Source organism: Thermodiscus maritimus (assembly GCF_055382595.1).
The window spans coordinates 895,531-916,347 of the sequence record NZ_AP042434.1; the positions used below are offsets into that span (position 1 = coordinate 895,531).

General features: G+C 48.7%; 27 protein-coding genes and 1 tRNA gene. 14 read left to right on the forward strand and 14 right to left on the reverse strand.

Annotated elements, in window-relative coordinates; genetic code table 11:
* Window positions 1–74 precede the first annotated feature (74 nt).
* Complete coding sequence (locus ACZ47H_RS04840; protein ID WP_464932567.1) at window positions 75–452, forward strand: hypothetical protein; 378 nt, start codon at window positions 75–77, stop codon at window positions 450–452.
* Here the strand turns inward: ACZ47H_RS04840 and ACZ47H_RS04845 are convergent.
* The 3 genes from ACZ47H_RS04845 to ACZ47H_RS04855 are packed head-to-tail and all read right to left on the reverse strand — an operon-like array spanning window position 380 to window position 1,662.
* The gene (locus tag ACZ47H_RS04845) at window positions 380–946 is read right to left on the reverse strand and encodes a hydrogenase maturation protease (protein ID WP_464932568.1); all 567 of its coding nucleotides are present in this window, start codon (window positions 944–946) and stop codon (window positions 380–382) included. The genes ACZ47H_RS04840 and ACZ47H_RS04845 overlap by 73 nt on opposite strands.
* Entirely contained in the window at window positions 939–1,418 is a 480-nt protein-coding gene (locus tag ACZ47H_RS04850) for a hypothetical protein (protein ID WP_464932569.1), read from the reverse strand. The genes ACZ47H_RS04845 and ACZ47H_RS04850 overlap by 8 nt, the downstream gene beginning before the upstream one ends.
* On the reverse strand, window positions 1,351–1,662 hold the full coding sequence (locus ACZ47H_RS04855; RefSeq protein WP_464932570.1) for a hypothetical protein: 312 nt from the start codon (window positions 1,660–1,662) through the stop codon (window positions 1,351–1,353). Before ACZ47H_RS04855 ends, ACZ47H_RS04850 begins: the two co-directional genes overlap by 68 nt.
* Window positions 1,663–1,820: 158 nt before the next feature.
* On the opposite strand from ACZ47H_RS04855, the gene hypD reads away from it, so the two are divergent.
* From hypD to ACZ47H_RS04880, 5 genes are all read left to right on the forward strand, one after another.
* Window positions 1,821–2,978, forward strand: coding sequence for a hydrogenase formation protein HypD (gene hypD / locus ACZ47H_RS04860; RefSeq protein WP_464932571.1), 1,158 nt, complete (start codon window positions 1,821–1,823; stop codon window positions 2,976–2,978).
* 13 nt (window positions 2,979–2,991) lie between these two features.
* Complete coding sequence (locus tag ACZ47H_RS04865) at window positions 2,992–3,294, forward strand: HypC/HybG/HupF family hydrogenase formation chaperone (RefSeq protein ID WP_464932572.1); 303 nt, start codon at window positions 2,992–2,994, stop codon at window positions 3,292–3,294.
* Window positions 3,269–5,560, forward strand: a complete 2,292-nt coding sequence (gene hypF, locus ACZ47H_RS04870) for a carbamoyltransferase HypF (RefSeq protein WP_464932573.1) — start codon at window positions 3,269–3,271, stop codon at window positions 5,558–5,560. The genes ACZ47H_RS04865 and hypF overlap by 26 nt, the downstream gene beginning before the upstream one ends.
* Before the next feature lie 74 nt (window positions 5,561–5,634).
* The gene (gene hypA / locus ACZ47H_RS04875) at window positions 5,635–6,027 is read left to right on the forward strand and encodes a hydrogenase nickel incorporation protein HypA (protein WP_464932574.1); all 393 of its coding nucleotides are present in this window, start codon (window positions 5,635–5,637) and stop codon (window positions 6,025–6,027) included.
* Window positions 6,024–6,743 carry a P-loop NTPase gene (locus tag ACZ47H_RS04880; RefSeq protein ID WP_464932575.1) on the forward strand — a complete coding sequence of 240 codons (720 nt, stop codon included), beginning with the start codon at window positions 6,024–6,026 and terminating at the stop codon, window positions 6,741–6,743. Before hypA ends, ACZ47H_RS04880 begins: the two co-directional genes overlap by 4 nt.
* Before the next feature lie 15 nt (window positions 6,744–6,758).
* Here the strand turns inward: ACZ47H_RS04880 and hypE are convergent, their stop codons facing one another.
* On the reverse strand, window positions 6,759–7,829 hold the full coding sequence (gene hypE / locus ACZ47H_RS04885) for a hydrogenase expression/formation protein HypE (RefSeq protein WP_464932576.1): 1,071 nt from the start codon (window positions 7,827–7,829) through the stop codon (window positions 6,759–6,761).
* A 116-nt stretch (window positions 7,830–7,945) separates the two neighbouring features.
* On the opposite strand from hypE, the gene ACZ47H_RS04890 reads away from it, so the two are divergent.
* The 5 genes from ACZ47H_RS04890 (at window position 7,946) to ACZ47H_RS04910 (ending at window position 10,878) form a co-directional block, all read left to right on the forward strand.
* Complete coding sequence (locus tag ACZ47H_RS04890; protein WP_464932577.1) at window positions 7,946–8,602, forward strand: energy-coupling factor ABC transporter permease; 657 nt, start codon at window positions 7,946–7,948, stop codon at window positions 8,600–8,602.
* Window positions 8,599–8,877 carry a PDGLE domain-containing protein gene (locus tag ACZ47H_RS04895; protein WP_464932578.1) on the forward strand — a complete coding sequence of 93 codons (279 nt, stop codon included), beginning with the start codon at window positions 8,599–8,601 and terminating at the stop codon, window positions 8,875–8,877. Before ACZ47H_RS04890 ends, ACZ47H_RS04895 begins: the two co-directional genes overlap by 4 nt.
* Window positions 8,870–9,577: a CbiQ family ECF transporter T component gene (locus tag ACZ47H_RS04900; protein WP_464932579.1), complete on the forward strand. Its 708-nt coding sequence runs from the start codon at window positions 8,870–8,872 to the stop codon at window positions 9,575–9,577. The genes ACZ47H_RS04895 and ACZ47H_RS04900 overlap by 8 nt, the downstream gene beginning before the upstream one ends.
* Complete coding sequence (locus tag ACZ47H_RS04905) at window positions 9,574–10,230, forward strand: energy-coupling factor ABC transporter ATP-binding protein (protein WP_464932580.1); 657 nt, start codon at window positions 9,574–9,576, stop codon at window positions 10,228–10,230. Before ACZ47H_RS04900 ends, ACZ47H_RS04905 begins: the two co-directional genes overlap by 4 nt.
* 240 nt (window positions 10,231–10,470) lie before the next feature.
* Window positions 10,471–10,878: a CopG family ribbon-helix-helix protein gene (locus ACZ47H_RS04910; RefSeq protein ID WP_464932581.1), complete on the forward strand. Its 408-nt coding sequence runs from the start codon at window positions 10,471–10,473 to the stop codon at window positions 10,876–10,878.
* 4 nt (window positions 10,879–10,882) lie between these two features.
* Here ACZ47H_RS04910 and tatC read toward each other — a convergent pair whose 3' ends face one another.
* The 8 genes from tatC to ACZ47H_RS04950 all read right to left on the reverse strand — a co-directional run bounded on the left by tatC (window position 10,883) and on the right by ACZ47H_RS04950 (window position 17,089).
* The gene (tatC, locus tag ACZ47H_RS04915) at window positions 10,883–11,719 is read right to left on the reverse strand and encodes a twin-arginine translocase subunit TatC (protein WP_464932582.1); all 837 of its coding nucleotides are present in this window, start codon (window positions 11,717–11,719) and stop codon (window positions 10,883–10,885) included.
* Window positions 11,720–11,816: 97 nt separating this feature from the next.
* Entirely contained in the window at window positions 11,817–12,122 is a 306-nt protein-coding gene (locus tag ACZ47H_RS04920; RefSeq protein WP_464932583.1) for a Sec-independent protein translocase subunit TatA/TatB, read from the reverse strand.
* A gap of 172 nt (window positions 12,123–12,294) precedes the next feature.
* Window positions 12,295–13,674, reverse strand: a complete 1,380-nt coding sequence (locus ACZ47H_RS04925; protein WP_464932584.1) for a 4Fe-4S binding protein — start codon at window positions 13,672–13,674, stop codon at window positions 12,295–12,297.
* A 118-nt stretch (window positions 13,675–13,792) separates the two neighbouring features.
* Entirely contained in the window at window positions 13,793–14,398 is a 606-nt protein-coding gene (locus tag ACZ47H_RS04930) for an NTP transferase domain-containing protein (RefSeq protein ID WP_464932585.1), read from the reverse strand.
* A complete protein-coding gene (locus ACZ47H_RS04935; protein WP_464932586.1) occupies window positions 14,395–15,000 on the reverse strand; it encodes a hypothetical protein in 606 nt (201 codons plus the stop codon). The genes ACZ47H_RS04930 and ACZ47H_RS04935 overlap by 4 nt, the downstream gene beginning before the upstream one ends.
* A gap of 639 nt (window positions 15,001–15,639) precedes the next feature.
* Window positions 15,640–15,715, reverse strand: a tRNA-Thr gene (locus tag ACZ47H_RS04940).
* 37 nt (window positions 15,716–15,752) lie between these two features.
* Complete coding sequence (locus ACZ47H_RS04945; protein WP_464932587.1) at window positions 15,753–16,106, reverse strand: hypothetical protein; 354 nt, start codon at window positions 16,104–16,106, stop codon at window positions 15,753–15,755.
* Between the two features lie 8 nt (window positions 16,107–16,114).
* The gene (locus tag ACZ47H_RS04950; RefSeq protein WP_464932588.1) at window positions 16,115–17,089 is read right to left on the reverse strand and encodes a potassium channel family protein; all 975 of its coding nucleotides are present in this window, start codon (window positions 17,087–17,089) and stop codon (window positions 16,115–16,117) included.
* Window positions 17,090–17,169: 80 nt separating this feature from the next.
* Between ACZ47H_RS04950 and ACZ47H_RS04955 the strand changes: the two genes are divergently transcribed.
* Window positions 17,170–17,484, forward strand: a complete 315-nt coding sequence (locus ACZ47H_RS04955) for a hypothetical protein (protein WP_464932589.1) — start codon at window positions 17,170–17,172, stop codon at window positions 17,482–17,484.
* On the opposite strand, the gene ACZ47H_RS04960 is transcribed toward ACZ47H_RS04955, so the two are convergent.
* Window positions 17,476–17,754 carry a hypothetical protein gene (locus tag ACZ47H_RS04960; RefSeq protein ID WP_464932591.1) on the reverse strand — a complete coding sequence of 93 codons (279 nt, stop codon included), beginning with the start codon at window positions 17,752–17,754 and terminating at the stop codon, window positions 17,476–17,478. The two genes, ACZ47H_RS04955 and ACZ47H_RS04960, sit on opposite strands and share 9 nt — an antisense overlap.
* 230 nt (window positions 17,755–17,984) lie before the next feature.
* Between ACZ47H_RS04960 and ACZ47H_RS04965 the strand changes: the two genes are divergently transcribed.
* Together ACZ47H_RS04965 and ACZ47H_RS04970 are read left to right on the forward strand one after the other, a co-directional pair.
* A complete protein-coding gene (locus ACZ47H_RS04965) occupies window positions 17,985–18,203 on the forward strand; it encodes a hypothetical protein (RefSeq protein WP_464932592.1) in 219 nt (72 codons plus the stop codon).
* On the forward strand, window positions 18,200–20,080 hold the full coding sequence (locus tag ACZ47H_RS04970) for an HD domain-containing protein (RefSeq protein WP_464932593.1): 1,881 nt from the start codon (window positions 18,200–18,202) through the stop codon (window positions 20,078–20,080). The genes ACZ47H_RS04965 and ACZ47H_RS04970 overlap by 4 nt, the downstream gene beginning before the upstream one ends.
* Window positions 20,081–20,145: 65 nt before the next feature.
* Here ACZ47H_RS04970 and ACZ47H_RS04975 read toward each other — a convergent pair whose 3' ends face one another.
* Window positions 20,146–20,745: a hypothetical protein gene (locus ACZ47H_RS04975; protein WP_464932594.1), complete on the reverse strand. Its 600-nt coding sequence runs from the start codon at window positions 20,743–20,745 to the stop codon at window positions 20,146–20,148.
* Between the last annotated feature and the right edge of the window lie 72 nt (window positions 20,746–20,817).

A 20,817-nucleotide genomic window follows, 5' to 3' on the forward strand; every position in this document is an offset into this window, starting at 1 on the left:
AGAGTCTCGAAACAGTTATGCAGCTAAAGCATAAAAACCATGAATTAGTCAAGAAATCGATGGTGCAGATATTTATGTCAAGTGGGCTCGAAGCAAAAATAGATTACCTCCTAAACAATGAAAGGGGGAAAAAGATACTGGAAGACTCCATAAATTACCTTTTACCCCTGATCATAAACCTCTCCGAGCGCAGATTAACGCTCGGATTCACACCATTATTCATGGCGATGGTGCTCAGCAGTGAGTATGTTGCTGAAAGGAGTGGTGGCTCCGATCCAACTACAGCGTTTGAAGCAGTTATGGAAAGCCTCACGGAAGTATGTGGGGTTGCTAAGAGATTACTCCGTGAAAACTGGGAGAACGGTTCGCTTGAAGAATTCTATAATCGATTCCTAGAATCGCTGTCCAGCGGTGAAAGCGGGTCAGAGCAAACATCCTTCAGAAATGAGTAAACGCACCCCTCATCAACATTTAATTTGTATCCATGGTGGGATGCCACCCTCACAAGGCTATCCAAAGCCTGAATGGCTTTCACAATAGCGTTATCGCTGAGGCCTTTGCCGAAGGAGGGCGTTAGTGGACCAATTACCAGTAGATACACTGCTTGATCCTCCAGTATTCCTGAAGCCTTAGCCAATGCTACTAGAGTAGTTGGAGATAACCCGTGCCCTGATCCCGACTGGGCGAGTTCAAGTAGCTCGCTAGGAGTAGCTTTGTTTATGTCTATCCTGTATAGCTTGGTCTCATCGTCCAGGATTGAATCAATAAGTATAATGGTATCAGCCCCCATCAGGTATGTTATGTCGCCGTGGCTTGGAAGGTCTAATGGAATAATCTCTATGTTTTTATGAATTTGATGAGAGCAGGATTTGAGGGCTGCAGCTAGGCATGGACCTATACCATCGTCCCCGTAGATCCTGTTACCTAATCCTATTATTCTAAGCATTGCAAGCCTCCTTCAACCATGCATTTAATGGACCCCTACACCCTGAAGCATCTGGATGGCATTCGTAAACACTGAATGGGATATGAGCTAGGATCTTTAAAGCTGATACCACGTCATCCTTGTTAAGGCTCCCCGTTAGATTCATCCAAATATCCTTTACTATCTCATGTGGTTCCGCTTGGCGTAAAATTCCATGTTGCTCATAAGACCCTTCAAAATAGACTCCAGGATCTCTTGCCTCACCTGTGTCCGCTGGAAACACCAGGTATATCCTGGATACACTATATTCCTTGGCCCAATCAAGCAGCGTTATAACATCAACATCGGAATCCCTGATTATGCATTTCCCAATACGCTTCTCATCGAATTCTTCGGCTACTTCTATGAGGGAGAAGCCCGCCCAGCTAATCTGGCTCCCTACTATCGCCACTAGTACTTCTAAAGAGTTTCCTGAGGTATTCGCTGATGTCACCTTCAACACCCATCGACTCCTTAATCATCCTCTCCAACTCTTCTAGCTTCACCTGTGAAGGCACCTTAAAGTTATAGAGGTATTCACGGAGGAGAGCCTCGTTTACCGCATGTTCTACTGGCTCGACAAGAGGTTTGAAGACAGCTTCTTCAACGCCCCCAGCTATTTCCTCGATAACGCTAGTTATTTCCTTGAAAGCCTTAAAAAGCTCGGCAACACCTTTAAAGTTCTCAGACCTTGCCAACCCACACCCCCATAAGCCCCTCATACAGGATACTTGTGTTGAGGTAGTGTTATGTCTTACGCCTCATAAAACAATAATCCACTTTCATTTGAAATTTTATGATAAATCCTTTTAAAAGCTACTAAGAGGATTAAATGGAAAATGAAAGGTGTATTGAAATGAGTTTGATAAGAGGCATACATAGAGAGACCACAATGATCGTTGAACTTATTAAGAAGATCGCAGGGTCCCTTAAGGGCGAAGAAGTAAAGATCATGGATTTCTGCGGCACCCACGAACACTCAATCGTCTATAATGGTATAAGGAGCCTTATGCCTGAAAATGTTACACTAGTCGCTGGTCCGGGATGTCCTGTGTGCATTACACCAGCCCACTATGTAGACGCCGTGATCAAGCTGGCATTGGATGGCGTCAGAGTATACACTTATGGAGATACATATCTACTACCGGGGTCAGCTCTGCCCGGCTCAGGGAGGCCTAGGACCCTCGCCGATGCGAAAGCACTAGGGGGAGATGTGGTAATAGTCTACAGCCTACTTGAGGCGATAAAACACCATCGTAATCATGGTGGTGAGAGCGTTTTCCTAGCCGTAGGCTTTGAAACAACCGCTCCTTCAACAGCATCAGCAGTAGTGAATAAACTAATCCCTGAGGGACTAACAATCCTAAATGTCCACCGCCTCACACCCCCTATCATGAAATACACTTTTGACAAGCATAGACATGCACCGATAAGGGGTGTTATTGCCCCAGGACACGTCTCAACGATCGTTGGGGCAGGAGCATGGGAGTTCGTCGCTAAAGAATACGGTATACCAGTAGTTGTAGCTGGCTTCGAGGCGCTAGACATCTTGACAGCCATATTCTATATTCTATTAATGTTGAAGAATGGGAAGCCAAGACTGGTTAACCAGTATAAGAGAGCTGTATCATGGGAGGGAAACACTAAGGCTAAACGCCTCATAAACGAGTGCTGTGAGGTTGTAGACGCGAGCTGGAGAGGGCTAGGAATAGTCCCCAAAAGCGGTCTACGATTCCGGGAGAAGTATAATTCAATAAACGCAATACACCAATATGGGCTAAGGGAACTAGAGGAGAGAGAGTGGAAATATGATCTCCCACCAGGATGCCGCTGCGCAGAGGTCACACTTGGTCTCGCAAAACCCACAGACTGTCCATTATTCATGAAAACATGTAAACCCGGAGTACCATATGGCCCGTGTATGGTGAGTAGTGAAGGAGCATGCTCCGTCTGGGCAAGATTCGGTGGCGGCGGCCTTGTCGAGGAGATCGTAAAGGATCTCGGACTAGGATAGGGGGTGTATAGGATTGTGCCTTGGAGTACCGGGTAGAGTGGTTGAGGTAAAGGATAACGGTATAGCCGTAGTAGAATTCAGTAATGGAGTCACTATCGAAACAGACGCAAACACTATTGAGGGGATCCAGCCAGGAGACCATGTTATAGTCCATGCTGGAATAATCATATCTAAACTGACAATAGAGCAGATGGAGGAGTGGGCACACGATATCCGCGATTTCATAAGAGAGCTCGAAGAGAAGGAGAGCGAAATCATAGAAATGCTTGAGGGCCTCAGGGAGGGAGACATTGCAGAGGAAAGCGGTGAAGATTAGAATCATAGGTCTCGTTCAAGGTGTAGGGTTCAGACCATACATCCATCGGTTAGCACACGCGCACGGGTTAAGAGGCTACGTTGTAAATCTTGGGGGTAGCGAAGTAGAGGTCCACGTCGAGGGACCCTCCAGCTCGATCGACTCGTTCCTAGAAAAACTGGTAGTCATGAAGCCACCGCCCTCTATAATAAAGAAAATGAAAGTTGTGCATGTAGAACCAGAAAACTACACAGAATTCAGGATACTACCTAGCAGGAGAACAATTACTGAGAGAAGCGCCATCCCTCCGGACTTCGGGATATGCGAGGAATGCCTGAGAGAAATACTAGATTCTCGGGATAGGAGGTACGGCTATCCCTGGAATAGTTGCGCGTGGTGTGGTCCAAGATTCTCGATGATGTACAAGATACCATACGATCGCGAGAACACGAGCATGAATAAATTCCCGCTATGCAGCCACTGCCAGGAGGAATACCGTGATCTATATAATGAGAGAAGGTATCATGCCCAAGGAATAAGCTGTCAAGTATGCGGTCCGAAAACAATCCTCCTGGACGGTAGAGGCAAACCCGTCAACACCAGTGATCCCATCAGTGAGGCGGCGAGACTCCTTGAAGAGGGGAAAATACTTGCAGTTAAGGGTATAGGGGGTTATCATATCGCTGGCATTGCTAGCGACGACAATGTAGTGGAGCGGATTAGGAGGATAAAGCAGAGGCCAACTCAACCCTTAGCCCTAATGGTAAGGGACTGTGAAATCGCCGGTCAGCTCGTGGAGTTGGAGGAGAAGGACTGTATCGTTCTAAAATCGCCTCAGAGACCCATACTACTCCTACCGAGGAGACGGGCTTCTCGGGCCTCGGAACTAGTTGCGCCAAAACTCCACTGGCTAGGCATAATGCTGCCATATACGGGGTTGCAAGCCTTATTATTAAACCAGGTTGAGGATGGATTCTTGATAATGACTAGTGGGAATAGGCATGGATTCCCAATGTGTAAAGACTTGAAGTGCCTCCTAGACCAGGTTGGCGGGGAAATAGACTATATTCTCGAGCATGAGCGTGAAATAGTGCATAGAGTAGACGATAGCGTGGTTAGGTGGACCCGGGGTCACCTAGTCCAGTTGAGGAGGTCTAGGGGGTATGCCCCCTACTGGATTGAAGTCTCTGCGAGACTCCCTGAAGCGATAGCCCTGGGAGCCGAGCTCCAGACGGCTGGTGGAGTATCATTCCACGACAAGATTGTTTTAACCCAATATATTGGTGATTTAGACAATCCTGTTCAATTGGACGAGTTGCGTGGTGAATTGAAATGGCTACTTGACCAGTACAGGTTAAAGCCCGAATACATTGTATTAGACAAGCACCCCTCGTATTCTAACAGGAGGATAGCACCCTACTTCATAGACGAATACGGGGTCGAACCAGTCGAGCTCCAACATCACTGTGCACACGCCTTATCATCGATCGCAGATAACGGCCTCGACCCCAGCGATATATACCCTGCAGTAGTTGTTGACGGGGCAGGCTACGGTGACGATGGAGCCATATGGGGAGGAGAAGCATTCGCTGTCTCAAGTGGAGAATGCACTAGAGTCTCCCACATCCACTATTATACGCTACCAGGAGGAGACGCTGCAACGAAGGAACCTGTAAGGACTCTTATAGGCATCCTTCAGCGCGGTATGAGCGAGGAGGAAATAACCGAGCTACTTGAAAAGCTGGAAATAATTCCCCGCGTTATAGGGGTTGAGAAAGCCTCAATGATAGCAAGAATATCGGGTAAAAGCCCACTGACTAGTAGTGCTGGTAGACTGGCAGATTCTCTATCAGCCCTACTGGGATTATCATACCATAGAACATATGAGGGGGAGCCAGCCATTACTCTAGAGTCACACCTTCTAGCCAATAATGTGGTTCCATATAGGAGGCAAGATCCCCCTTTAATTGAATCGCACCTCGACCCCTTCGAGTCAATCATCTATGTTGCAGAGCCGCTACTCGAAGGTAAAAGGCTGGAAGCTTATAGGCGTGCGGCTACAGTCCTTTACTGGATAGGTTACACGCTTGCAGAAGAGGCGCTATCAAAAACGCATAACAATATTCTATTTTCAGGAGGAGCATCTGTAAACGAGTATATAGCGTTGGGTGTGGAAGATGCTGCTAGAGAAGCCGGGGTCAACGTTATCTATCACGAGAAGATCCCGCCGGGCGATGGTGGTATTGCCGGAGGACAGCTCCTATACACGTATAGTTTAAAGCTATGATAAATTATTTTATACTACACGCTAATACTAATAGCTACCTGGCTACTAGGCTATTAGGGTTAGGGTGCAAACAGATGCATGAATGGGCTATAGCCGAGGCGATTGTTAAAGAGCTGGAAAACATATTATCAAAAAACAGGAGGATAAGGAGGATCAAGATCATCACTGGAGAACTGCAGAACATTGACAAGCACATCCTAAGCCAGTACCTAGAAATGATGATGGGTGAAGTAGCACCAGATGTAAAATATAGTATTGAGACGGAGGAGGCAATATTCAAGTGCAACCTATGCGGGTATAAGTGGCGCTTAAAAGACCTTGAACTCTCAGACGAGGTGAGAGAGGCAGTTCACTTCGTGCCAGAAGCGATCCACGCATACATCAAATGCCCCAGGTGCGGCTCAACAGACTTCGACGTAATAGCTGGGAGAGGTGTAAAACTGGTCTACGAGGTGGACGGAGAGTGAAAGTTGCTGATCCAAGGCCTGCAAGGATACGTAGCGAGTTATCGGGGAGAGACGTTATTCTCGTCCTCGGCTCCAAGGGGGGAGTAGGTAAAACCACGATATCCGTGATGCTAGGAGTAGCTCTGAAAATAAACAATAAAGGGGTACTTCTAGTCGACTTAGACGTAACCGACCCAAACATGCATGTTGTAGTAGGAGTTAACCCCGCGGAGACAATGCCCGGCGAGAAGAAAGGGATAGAACCCATAAGTATTAACGGTGTAGGTTTCCTCAGTATCTCACCATACTCTAAGGGAGAACCCCTCCCCCTCAGGGGGGAAGAGGCAGTTAACGCTGTGAGAGAGCTTCTTGCTGCAACCGACTATACAGGGTACGATACTGTAGTGATCGATACTCCTCCGGGAGCTGGCGATGTAACACTAGACTTGTTAAAAAACATACCGGAGCCAAGAATCGTCGCAGTATCAACGCCCTCAAAGCTAGCGGTTGACAGCTTATTGAGGTTCCTCAAACTCCTCAGAGACATGGGGCATGAACCCGACGCAATAGTCTACAATATGGTTAGGGGCGAGAGGCTTAAGATCGGGAGGAACGAGTTTATAGTGCGTTATGATGATGGACTAGAAGACGCCATAGGAGATCTCAGCAGGATCGCACGGACTAAAGCCTTCACAGACGTTGAGCCGATTGCTGTACACCTCCTAAAAAAGCGTTAAGATGCCATGGATGATTCAACATATCCTTGGGACTATCTCGCCGCTAGGCGGCTCGACTATCCTGAATCCTCCCGCCTCAGTCCTTGCAACAACCATCCCATTATACCTTGGATCACGGGGCTTTCTTACCTCGCCCACTATTTCAGCTTCGCTCCAGCCCAGATCCCTTATAAACTGCAGAATCTCTCCTGCTCTATCCCCATCAACTGCGAGGACAGCGACGCCTTCGCTTGCTAAGGCAAGCGGATCAACTCCTAACAGGTCGGCGTAAGCCTTTACCTCTTCCCTGACAGGGATCCTTGACTCGTCAATATAGATTAGTAATTCATTTTTATTCGCCCATTCATTTAGGAGCATAGCTACACCACCCCGGGTTGGGTCCCCGGCTCCACTAATGTATGAACCATAATCTTCGAGCAATGGGATCATGAGTTTTGTTAGGGGTCTCACATCGCTCTCAATGGATAGTTTTAACCCATACATTCCTCGGGCGGATAGTATTGCGGCGCCGTGATTCCCAACTGGTCCGCTAACAATCACCTTGTCCCCTTCTTTAATCCTATCATCCCGGACCGGGTGAATAATCCAGCCTATCCCAACGGTGGTTATAATCAAGTTATCGAGGTTGCCTTTTGGGACAACCTTGAAGTCCCCTCCCACCAGAGCAACATTGTTCGAGGTGAAAGTCTCAACCATGTTGTTTATTATTAATGCCAGCTTATCGGTCTCAAACCCCTCCTCAACTACTATTGAGTCGAGAGCAGCAGTGGGCCTCGCACCACTCATTAACAGGTCGTTGATCGTACCGCTTGCAGCCAATACTCCAATATCGCCGCCCGGGAAGAAGATGGGGTCGACAGTATAAGAGTCAACTGTAACTGCAATAGGCGTGTTAGATGCGGGTATGATGCTAGAGTCATCCAGCAGATCCAGCCCTGTACCCTCACCCACCCGCCAATATTCTCTGGGAACCAGTCCCTTGATCAAGTTTTCAATTAACTCATAGGTTTCCCTCCCACCACCACCATGAGATAAAAGTATTCTTTTTGAAAGTAGTTTTCTAGAGGCAAGCCTCCACTTCTCCAAGGAAATACACCATAAATAGCCTAAACTGTGAACGGCCATAAATAAATGTGGGTTTTATGGACCGGGATAATTCTTATAAACCAGGTGCACCTTTTAACATAAGATGGTGCATCTAAATGCACATACCGGACGGCTTCCTTTCAACGCCATGGATAGCAGGCACATACACTTTAACGATACTATACTTTGCTCTAGTAGGGGTTAGGGGGAAAGCCTCATTAACCCCAGAAAAAATCTCCCTAGTGACAACACTAGCCGCGGCGATCTTCGTCGCCCAAATGCTAAACTGGCCTATACCCGGTGGAACAAGCCTCCACTTCGTGGGAGGCGGGTTAGCTGGTATAATTTTGGGACCGTGGCTTGGAAGCATAACTATGGCATTAGTCATTATTGTCCAGGCGATCGTCTTCCACGATGGAGGCATAACAACTCTGGGAGCAAATATCCTGAACATGGGAATCGTAGCCGTACTCATAGGATACTACACGTATAAAATATCTGTGAAGCTATTATCGGGGAGGAGTGGGGAGAAGACTGTATTCATACCTGCATTCCTTGCTGGCTGGATGTCCGTCTTTATAGCTGGTGTCGTAGCAGGTGTCGAGATAGGATTATCCCCCCGATTCCCCTACGGGATCCTTGTAACAGTTCCTATAATGGGGGGCTTCCATTTCGCCCTAGGCATCATTGAAGGCTTAATCACCGGGTTAGTGATTTCCTATATTGTAAAGAAGAACCCTGACATTCTGGGGATTAGGGGTGATGCTTTGTGAGATATAAATTACTCCTAGTAATAACTATACTAATAATCATAAGTCCTCTCTTCGGAGTCCTCCTAGCCGAGAGAGTCGGTTACCATGAACCCTTAGACGTAGCAGCGGAAAAGCTAGGACTCGAAGAGGTAAGCCTATATCATACCCCCTTCGAAGATTATACCTTCCCGGGCCTGAATCCCGTCGCCGGCTACATGCTTGCTGGTTTGCTGGGAACGGGCATTATCATGGCTATAGGTTGGTTGCTAAGTAAAATGGTGAAGCCTCATGAATAGAATTGTAGAAGCATTCCTTAGAGACATCGCTGACATAATTGATAGGATAAATATCATGGGTAAGGTGAGAAGCGGAGTACTCGTGCTATTCGGGACCTCAGTAACCCTCACATACCTGGTGAGCGTCAGCGACAACCACACTGTATGGCTGGCTGCTTTCATTTACTCGGCGATTATCCTAGCAAGTTCACGTTCAAGTCTAAACATTATTGCTAAGAGCATCCTCTACCTCGCACTTCTATCCGCAGTTATAGGTCTACCCATACTTTTAACCGGCCATAGTAGGATAAATGGGGTCACTGATATATTGACAGCGAGTCCTACCCATGCTAATGGATTAGACATTTTCTTAAACTTTGTTGTAAGGATAACACTTGCCCCCATTCCAGTCATAGTGACTCTCTACTATACTGGATGGCCTAATTTAGCTAGAAAACTCTACAGGGTTCCACTAGTGAGAAATATAGCCCTCCTAGTCACAATATTAATAGTTCAGCTCCCAAGGCTGATGAGACACACTCTATTACTCCTACTTGCCAATGATGCTAGAGCATTAAAGAGCAACACATGGATAGAGTGGAGAAGACTATCCACCGTAGTGGGGAACCTCATGATTTCGTCTACATCGTACAGTAGGAGGCTGCAAATGGCTATAGAGGCCCGGACCTTCACAAATTACCCCTTGGTGTTCAAGGAGTGAAATTGAACGCTGTATTAAGTGTAAGGAATGTTACGTATATTTATCCAGGAATGAAGGAGCCAGCACTTAGAAACATCAGCATAGATATCCCAGCATCCACCATAACCTGCATTATAGGACCCAATGGTTCGGGGAAATCCACTCTACTTTTGATAATGGCTGGTCTACTAAAGCCCACTCGAGGAGAAGTCTACTATATGGGAGCCCCCCTAATAGAGCGCCTGCCGGAGGCTAGGAGGAGGTTTGGAGTGTTATTCCAAAACCCTGAAATCATGATGATAAACCCCACAGTATACGATGAGATAGCATATGGGCCCAGGCAGTTATACGATGAAAAGACAACAGATGAGAAGGTTAGAAAGACGGCTGAGTTGCTGGGAATAACGCATTTGTTAGACAGGCCGACTGTATCACTTAGTTTCGGCGAGAAGAAGCTAGTTGCCCTAGCCTCCATACTCTCTTACGACCCCGAGATACTATTGCTGGACGAGCCCTTCAGCAACCTCCATCCCGAGAAAAAAAGGATAATCAAGGACATTATAGAGGAGTTGGTAATAGAGGGAAAAACGATTGTTATAACCTCACCCGGCGAAACTCATGAAGATATCAGGTGTGAAAGGAAGATATATATCGAGAACGGCCGCATAGTTTAAATATAGTACAATTCAATTAATTCAATGCAATATTCTAGAAACCGACTCCGATGAGGCGGCTGAGAGGAAGCCCATGCACCCAACGTATAACAACGGAGGTAGCCCGGGAGAACGGCGGGCAACCGCTGAGGCACCGCGTCCTTATTTTAGGGGAGCGTGTAGGAGGGGAGCATACATTGAAAGATCGCCACCTGGTATAAGAGTTAATTCCCCGCTCATACTCTACTAACTGGATGCGTCATGCCTAACAATACCAGGTTCGGAGTCTACATCCCAGGAGACCTCGCCTCTGAAATAGAAGAATTCTTGAAGAAGACAGGGTTAAAGAGTAAATCAAGGCTTATCCAAGAAGCATTGAGGCTGTTTATAGCCGAACACGGCTGGGAGTCGGGGAGGAATACAGCCGGTATAATTGGAGTCATATACAACCACCATGTAAAAGGAGTGGATAGCCGGCTAACGGACGTACAACACGATTACAGGGACGTGGTAGTATCAACACTCCACGTGCATCTTACCCACAAACTCTGCATGCTTGCAATAGTCGTGAAAGGGGCTGCGCCTAGGATTAAGGAGCTCATCTCAGAAATCATGAGCATTGAGGGCGTCATGAACGTTAGACAGATACTGCTCTTGACGGAGGAATAGTAGTCTATTCTCCACGCCTCTTCCTCTCAACTTTGTTCCTGGCACCGAGCTTTGCAGATAACATAATCGCAGCAAACATGGTCGTCCCTATAACCAGCATCCCCATACCACTTGGATCCGGGCTTATAGCTGCTCCTAGAACTAGGCTTGCGAGGAACACGAACTTCTTATTCTCACCAGTAAACCATTCCTCGCTGACTATTCCAAGGGAGACTAGGAGGTAAACTATCAGCGGTGTTTCAAAAGCCAAGCCTGTGGCAATCGCTATTAAAACTATTGTAGAGAATAGGTTCTCTACGTCTGCAAATGCGATCAGGTTATTCTGGCCAGCTACAGCCGCGGAAGTTATAATCATGACCTTGAAGGCGAAAGGCATAACCGTGGTGAAAGCTATAAACACTCCAAGCATGAATAATGCTATAGCTGCCCAGGATAATCTAAGGATTTGCCTCTTCTCATGAGGATATAATGCTGGAGCAATATATTCGTATATCTCCTTCGCAATAATTGGGCTTGCACCTAAAACCCCGAGTAGTATAGCTGTTTTTAAGAGTATGTTGAATCCCCCGAATGGATTATACTGTGCTATATGTACGTGGATCACCTGACCCCTCCACGTCACCTCGGAGGGTAAGACGTAGTTGATCACCTTGTTCGGGAAATAGCTGATCAAAGGAATGTAGTAATGTGTATCGACAGGTATGGCTGAAAGTATCACTCCAGCCACGGCTACAGCTATAACTATCCTCCTCAACCGGATAGATAATTCCACAATATGTTCTGTAATATTCCTTGGCTCGTCTCTCAGCGGGGCGTCGCGGAACTCGGCCTCATCTGGCAACTCCTGTTAACCACCACTCATCAGTTACGCTACATCTTCAAAACCATTACCTCGTGTAAAGAGGAGTTTAGGCGTGGAATTTATCCTTTGAGAGGTGTTATTGTATCAGCTCCTTTTCCTTAGCCTTCTGTATAACTTCTTTCCTTAACTCTTCACTAGACTTGCCCTCGGTTGATACGCCAAGCTTCTCCGCTAGGCGCTTTATAGTCTCATCGTCTATATTATCCTGTGATGATGGTTTGCTCTCGGTCTTCTCATTGTAGGCTCCCCGACTAGCCTTCCTAAACTCATTAATAGCCTCTCCAAGCGCCCTAGCTAAAGCGGGTAGCTTTGAGGGTCCTAATAATAGCAATAGTATTAATAGGATTATCCACAGCTCGTTACCCTGAAAGAAGGCTCCCATTTAATCCCCCTCTCGTCATAATATGATAGCCTGCAGTTAAAAACTTATTCCCGAACTTATACCCCTACATAGCACCGGAAAAGACTTGTATATGTTATGCTTATGATTTGCAAGCTATAAATCTCAGCCCGCCGACCCACGCTATGTAATTCTATAATCATAGAACTCGGTTCTAGGCAGTCTTGCCCTTGAGGATAGCGGGGCCGAGCACAGCTTCCCTCTTGCAGTCCTCGCATAACCATATCGAGTCTATAGTCCACTGGCTGTGGCCTTTTGCCTTGAGGATTTCCTCTAGCTTACGGATCTTCGATAATGGGCCGATAGGCTTCCCACACCTCCTACACCTTGCAGTCTCATCTCTTGCAAGCGTGACCCTGCTACCCATCATGCTCTGGTCGAAGGCATAGAGCACCCTTATAGCGTTGTGAGGGCATATTTCCTCGCATATCCTGCAGGCTACGCATTTACTATGGTGGAATATGAGAGCCACACCATCTCCACTATTTTCCAGGGTTAATGCTTGGGTTGGACAATTCGTAGCACACGCGCCGCAGATGGTGCAGTTCTCAGGGTCTACGTGTACAACGCCTGCTACCGGGGTTGCCGTTATTATCCTTGCCTCGAATCCACCCGTTATTGTTGGGGCCTCTTCCGCCTTTAGCTCGCTTAGGGCTCCAGCAAGTATTATGGGTAGACCCTTATCACGTAGATCTCTAGCATGGCGGAGGAGATCCGCGTCGCCTCCGTCCTCGCCAGTATATATTATAATAGTGTGGGCCCCGTTCATTATCAGGTTTATGAGCGTCTTTTCATTTATCCAGCCGAGCTCATCCACTAGCTCTACGAATACTGGTGCATTTACCTCGTCGATGATGTGGTCTATTACAGGTGCGTCGTCCCTCCTCGCGAACACTACTAATATCCTGCCATTAAGCCTCTTCGCTTCCCTAACTCCTTCTATTAGTGCACTCCAGCCTGCTCCGGGCATTGATAGGAGTTCGAAGGGGCAGTAAGCAGTGCAGAGCCCGCATCCGGTACACTTGCTGAGATCTATTTCGGGAGGCTTCCCTTTTAGGGCCTCGTAGGGGCACGCTGCTATACAATTGTTGCAGCGGGTTATAGACTCGCACTTGTATGGGTTAACCAGGATGGGCGCGGCGACATATTCGCGGATGGAGTTTAGGGGAGCCTTTAGCAGAGCCCTTCTAGAGACCTTCTTATCCAGTGTCACCCTATAATGTGCTTCCCACGCCTTACCCTCGTAGATCTCCCGCTCCTTAACCTCGAGGTATAATGACAGCAGTCTCTCTCCAAGTACTTCGGCATGCTTGGCACTCACAGGTTGATAGAGGAATGGGTTGCCCCCAGCCGCTTTTATTTTCTCAATAACCATGAGCAGTCTTTCATAAGCACGGGGGTATACTGCGACAACGGCCTCCCCGCGCAATGTGTAATCAAGTATCACCTCTTCTATTTTATTCGAGGGGACCCTCTCAAATGAGCCCCCGATACCCGGCAAAACATTAATATCACTGCTTATTAATATGACCATTTCCAATACACCCTTAGAGGATTGTTCTCAACCCATTATTCACTAAGGCGAAGAAGGAATAAATATATATTTAGGAGAATATATACAGGTATCCAGCCATATGTATATATTATTGTATTTATGGTATGGGATTGACGAGGGCATCAATATCCCTATAAACATATTTGATTAAATATCTTAATCCTAGCTTGGAATATAATGAAGCCTCCAGGTAGAGGGATTTCAACGCCCCCAGCAAATCAACTTCGAGAAGGTGGTTAATGTAGTCGGCGAAGTAGTCATGATTCAAGAACACCACCTCGTCCACTCTCAAACCAGCCCTCTTAGCCCCTACACCCGGCCTATTCACGTTAGTGAACTCTCCAGGATCCATCGTTAGAAGGCTCCAGCCTACTAGAACCGAGCCAGGTAGCCGGTAGATATCGATAAGCCTCGCCTTCCCCCTCTTAGCACTACATATCTTTCCCACCCTCTCCACCAGCTCTCTAGAGACATATCCTATGGACTGAGCCGTCTCCCCGGGGCCGCTTATGATCGTAGAGGACGATGCTTGCGGAATTAACACTACATGGTGGAGGAGCCTCTTTAGAGTATCTGCCTTCAGGTAGGGGTGGTCTACAGTCACATAGAGTATATCATCTCTCACCAGCTCAAGGGCTGAAAGCACGCCCCTCAGCGGCCCCCCGCAGGGAGCCTCCCTATCGAATACTATACAGTCTGTCATCCGCCTCGCAATACTAACCAGCTCCCGGGCTGGAGGAACCGGCCCAAAACCACTGGAGACTCCGCTGTAGTAGCAGCTACCACGAGCCTCGACTCCATCAATAACTCTTCAAGGGACCCTGCAACCCTCACCCCAGACCCGAGCCTTTCCGCAAGCCTCTCAGCCCTATCCCTACGACGGCTGATGACGAGGAAGTCCGAGACACCATAGACTAACCTTAGGCAACTGGCATGGTACCAAGCCTGCACACCCGAACCAACAAACCCACAGGCCCACCGCCACGGTAACCCATCAGCCCAAGCGCGAGACACGAAGCCGCAGCAGTTCCGATAACCCGTCACCGGACCAGCATCTGCCATGAAAAGGAGCTCGCCACTCCCCTCCTCAAAAGCGAGTAGAACGCCCCGAACAGTAGGGAGCCCACGAGCGGGATTGCCGGGATAGACGCCGACAATCTTCACAACCTGCAATCCAAGCCCCGCAGCAGGCATAGCACCGAGCCACACAGCATTATGAGTGAGGCTAGCCCTTACCGGAGCAACACTATCACTCAACAAAACCTCACGTATCTTGTCGATTAACCCCCTAAAGTCTAAATGCATCCTGAGAGCATCTGGCCCCAACACTGGGATGTCCTGCAATTCTCCCCACTCCATCAAAGCAAGTCTGGGGACTTCCTAGTAAATTCTAGTCAATCCCTATCCAGCTAAGCTTTTCGGCGACTTATTTTTATTTCTCTATAAGAGAAAAACAAAAAGCAAGGTTTTGGAGAACTATGTTATATAGGTATATTCCCACGATTCTTGCTACTTAAGCTTAACTGGCAAGACCATGTAATACCAACTTGAGAGTTTTATCTTAAAGCTTATCCCAAGCAATGATTATATATACTTTTTTTCCGTTGAATACACGTATAGACTGTATAGGGTATTAGTAATGTCATACAAGAAAGCTAGCATAAGAACAGAACTATACATAGAAAGGATAGTAATGGTTATCTTAATTTTCTTTATATTAATTTATATATATCAAAATTTTCCAAATGTCGTGATAGGAGGTGTGGATGTAAAAGACCTAATTACGAGAGCGGTATACTCAATTATATTAGTTATAATACTAAGTATAATAGTTGCAGTGATAATCGTAGTAATATTAACTAAATTCTTAGGATTTGATCCTAGAATCTATTGAAACCCAAATATACACTCTCAAGTATATTTTTATTTTTGTAGTATTGTAAGTGGAGCCGCCGCCGGGATTCGAACCCGGGACCTTCGCCTTACCAGGGCGACGCTCTACCGGCTGAGCTACGGCGGCCCCCTTGCCGGTATCCTATTCTATCATGGTTTGGGGTTTAAAGTTTGTCCTCCCCTGGCTGCAGTAGCCTCTTCCATGCCTGGATTGCTTTGAGGGCGTATTGGTCTGCGTGTTTCTCTGTGCCCCTGTGCTTTCCCAGCCTGTACCTGAGGTGGTGGTAGTATTCGTGGAGTACTACGAATGGGTCCGTGTACTCTCTGCTCGAGCGGAGGTATATTGTCTTCTCTCTTGCAACGTAGCATCCTAGGGCTTTGTTGCACCTCTTTGGGAGCCCTATCCGGAGTTTTGGGGTGGTTGTTTTATAGTACCTGCTTAGGAGTTCCAGTGCGTCTTCTGTCCGGCTTGTGAGTATGAGTTGGACTGCCCTTGCTAGTATTTGCTCCTCGCTCATCCCTCGCCTTATTCCTCCTCGTCCTCCCTCGTCTTCCTTAGTACTATGACTCTCTCGTCCTCCTTCACTGTCATGCCTGGCTTGGGGAGCCTCACCTTTCCGTCCTTGCCTACAAGGGCTACTACCCTGAATCCTGTCTCCTCCTCTATCTTCTCTATGGTCTTCCCTTCAGCCTTGTATTCTGTTAGGTCTATTCCCTTCCCGGCAGTGGTTGCGTCTGAGAGGAATGTTGTCACGGATGGCTCGAAGGTGGAGCTCGCCAACAGCCTCCCTAGTACTGCTACGGGGACTATGTTGTCTACGCCCAGCTGCTCCAGTATCCTTATTGTTGCCTTGTCCTTTGCCAGGGCAGTTATCTTCGCCCTAGGGTTCAGCCCCTTAACCAGTGCTGAAGCGTGTATTACTTTGCTGTCGTCCTCGTGGCATATTATCACATGCTCCGCATCCCTTATGCCTGCCCTGTCGAGGTCCTCCTCGTTTAGGGGGCCGACTATGTAGTCTACTGGGGGCTTTCCCCGGGGTTGCTGTTCAAGGAGCCATCCTGTATCGTCTTTGAGGCTGTTCGCCACCAGCTCCCTCACTGCTTCATCGCATATGGGTCCCTCCCCCACTACTATGATCCTCTTCCTGTGCAGGGTCCCTAAGCCCATAGCCGCCTTCACCGTTGCCTCCATGAAGTAGTCTGCGAGGGTTGATATGAAGAGGGTGTAGACTGCGATGCCGAATACTGCGGCTAGGCTGGCAACCACCCTGCCCGCGCCCGTGTGGGGGACTATATCACCATAGCCTACTGTGGCCATCGTTATCAGGGCCCAGTAGAGGCTGGAGGAGAGGGTTAACCCATACCCCTCCTCGGCCTTGTAGAATAGGAGGGCGCTCGTAATCCATAGTATGGTGAAGGCTACTGCGAGTAGGATGAACCTCCTCCTAGCCAGCCTGTGCACTAGCCTCCGCAAGTGAAGGTATAGTATCGGCAGCACCATCCTCTGAGCCCACCACCCCTTATACAGCCAGTTTAATACACTCGTGTATACAAGAGGTTATAATTGGAGGATTGAACGCGATGCCTGGACCACTAATAATACGCCTCACCCAGGGGCCAATGGGAGACCACCTAGTAAAGCATGGAAGGGTTGCATTGATCATGAGGTACGGGCTAGACCCTGGGACGAGGGTGAGGATCTGGGTCGAAGACCACGCCAGGTGGGTCGACGCTGTTGTTAAGGAGAAGCATAGGGTGAGCTACGAGATCCTGTCAAGGCTCGTAGAGCATAGCGGGTACGAGACGCTTGAAGAATGGGTCGCCAGCATCGAGAAGATGCATGGTGGGAGCCTCCCCGGATGGGTATTCGTTGTGGAAAAGGTTGGGTCAGAGTAGGCCGGAGGCCCCCTCAGCTATCTCCCTCGTAACGGGGTGGAGCTTTTTCCTCTCCAGGCGTAGAACCCCGCCCTCCTCCCTCACCAAACCATACTCCTTCAAAACAGCCACTACTCCCCTAGCAACCCTGGAATCCCAGCATCGGGGGGATCCGTCATAGAGCCTCGCGAGTAATGCCTCCACCTCCTCCAGCGTGGAGGGACCCTTCCATAGCATTCCCAACACTACCGCGAGAGGGGAGAGCCAGCACCTTCGAACCCAATCATCCACTCCAACCACCACGTCATGCACGTGAACGATGCTACGGGGGCTCCGAGAGCATCCAGTGATCTATATCTCCCTCTCCGAGCTAGAAGACGGGGATGCCCGGTACTACCAGAAAAACACCCGGTGTAATAAAATAGTCAAAAAATTTTATATACTCTGGTATGGCGGGGCTGCATTGACCTAGCACTATAGCACTATTCATGTACACTCTCTCAAGGCCTCGAGTATACCTTATGAGCACATCTACCTTTTTGGAAGCATATCATCCGACTGGTGTAGGGCATGACGGGGTTCTCGCTATATATGATGCTGGAGGAGAACGGATAAGGGTAGCAAGAGGGACCCTCTCACAGCTGTATAGAGGATTACTTTTAGCAAACTATTTAATCATTATAAGCGGGATCATCATAGATGGACTAGACAACATTACTTGCTGGTGCACTGGAGGTTGAATCAGGGCAGGAGAGGCTGCGAGTATAAGACGAAGATGGTGAAGGATGTAGTCCACCAATTCGTCGAGCTACCATCAGACTTCTTCGATACAGCCATAGATACGCTCGCCCTACAGAGGCTCAGGGATATAAAGCAGCTCAGCCTAGCCCACCTCGTCTATCCAGGCGCCACCCATACTAGGTTCGAGCACTCGCTTGGAGTAGCCCATGTTATGCAGATGGCGTTAAGGTCTCTAGTAAACAATACCCTGGAGCATGTCGTGCCCAGCCTCGAGAGATACCGTGGGGACCCTGAGCTTAAGGCGATAGCCAAGAGCCTTGCAAAGTTCCTAGAGGCCCTTGCAGGGAAGATTGAGGAGCTGAGGCCAGTCGCTGTAACTGCAGCGCTCTACCATGACTCTGGCCATATAGCGTTGAGCCATCCGGGAGAAGACGCTTTAAGGGACCCTATACTCTTCTACAGCCCAGACCCACGGATAACTATGAGTGAATCCGCGCTTGAGGGCTTCAACCATGAGAAGCTGAGCCTCCTCCTAGTAGCTGCTAGGGCAGAGTGCGGGGAATGCCCGCCTGTAAGGTTCGCGTGCCAGGAGGTAGATATGAGGAAGGTGGCGGAGATCCTGGATAGAGCATACAACAAGAGCGCGTGGAGTAAGTCCTGCGGCCCCGTACGATTCACTAGGAAGAGTAACACCCTCGTCCCAAAGTTCGAGGCGGACATGGGGGCCCTCGAGAGGGTAGCGGAGTGCATCATAGCCAACCTTCTGAGTAGCACGATTGACGTGGATAGGGCCGATTATACGTTGAGGGATAGCATGCATACTGGGAGCAGGAGCGGGATATGGGATATTAACAGGTACTACTCGGTGCTCACGATAGTCCCGAGGATCACGAGCGGGCTGGGCGGCGGGGAGTATAGGGTTAACTTGGGCGTCGGCGTGCTGGATAAGGGCGTGTCTGTTATCGAGAGCATGCTCCTCTCAAGGATATACATGTATGGCGACGTCTACCTCCACGACATCTCCATGACCTACTCTGCTATAGCATCGAGAGCCATGGCAATACTATACGCGACTGCAAGGTACCTGCTAGACGATGCAGATAGAGGAGATGAGAAGGCGGGATGGCTGCTCGAGAAGTACCCCGTCCTAGAATCCCTAGCCAGACTACCAGGCATCCAGCACAAACCCACACCATACCATCAGCTAGAGGAGAAGCTAGCCCTCCTAACCGACACGCCGGTGACGAACCTCCTCCAGATGATTGCCCTCGGGCTAGCAGGCGACTTACTCGGATACCTTCGCCGGAAAGCCGAGGAGTCGGATAGGGGTAGGGCTGCATGGTTTAGGAGGTCGTGCGTTAGCCTAGTCCTAGCTAGCAGGGGCGTTGTGAAGAGGAGGCACTGGGACTCCATAATACTCTCCGATGAAAGAGCTGCCCAGATAATCGCCGCCCTGAAGAAGAGCCCTGCGGAAGTCTATGCGGTAGCCAAGGGCCTCCTCTCCAAGCATATAGAGCCCCTACTAGTCATCAGCTGGAGCAGCTACATGCCCTATAAAAGCGAAGGGAAGAACAGGATATACGTGTTCCGCAGGCGAACCCCGCTATCCCCTCAGGAGATCACAGAATCTCCCGACGCCAAGACAGTTGATAAGATAGCAGGTGTGAGCTACTCGAAATTCCTCATATCCGCGCCAAGGATCAGGGAGGAGTCCCTCCTGCCTGGATGGTATATTAGGAAGGGGAAGCTGGACGACTCAGACCTTCAAGCTGCAGGAAAGTATTGTGGACTCTCGCCTGAGGCCCTTAACAGCATCCTCAGCGAATCTGGAAAGAGGGCTTTGAGAATCGCTGGAGAGCTGTTAGAGCTCTCATAGCACCCTGCACGTTCAGTGGTGTGGGAGGAGATAGGGTATGCAGTAAGGGGTCCCTAGCGGTGCCCCTACTTTCTCCAGGCGAGATAAGCGACCCCCGCGAGCCCAGCAATGATTAATGCAACCCCTCCTATTATGAGGAGCCTGTTAACCCCGCTACTCCCTGGCCCGGTCTGCTTTTGTGGGGTGTAGGCCTTCAAGATAATAGTATCTGGTGTTATGGCGTAGCCGTTGTCTCCAATATATACCGCTATCCGTCCCTTACCCTGCTCATCCGCGGACTGAACCATGTAGTCTATGGCCTCCGTATTGGTTACCTCTCCCTGGACTATGACCCTTAGCTTGCCATTAACAAGGATACCTGTTAACGGGAACGCTGGTTGAACTGGTATGTTGTATCTCTGGTTGAGGTCCTGTATTATTAGGGTGAAGTTCTTGTTCCAGGCTGGGACGTCCAGGTCCCTGAACTCTAGGCACTGTGGGCCATAGTTGTCTATCACGAAGGACTCCATGTGCTGGCAGTGTGGGCACCAGTCCTGCCCGTATATTATGAAGTAGTATTTGCAGTCGCTGCTTGAGGCTGCCACGTGATGGGAGGCTAGCGCTACACCTGCATATACGGCTGCCAGTATGAATAGTATTACTGCCCCACTCAGTCCATACTCCAATACAAGTGCACCTTGACCTGATAGTCCTTGCTGGAGGTTAAAGCTGTGTTCCTATAGCCTTTTCCCGGAGGG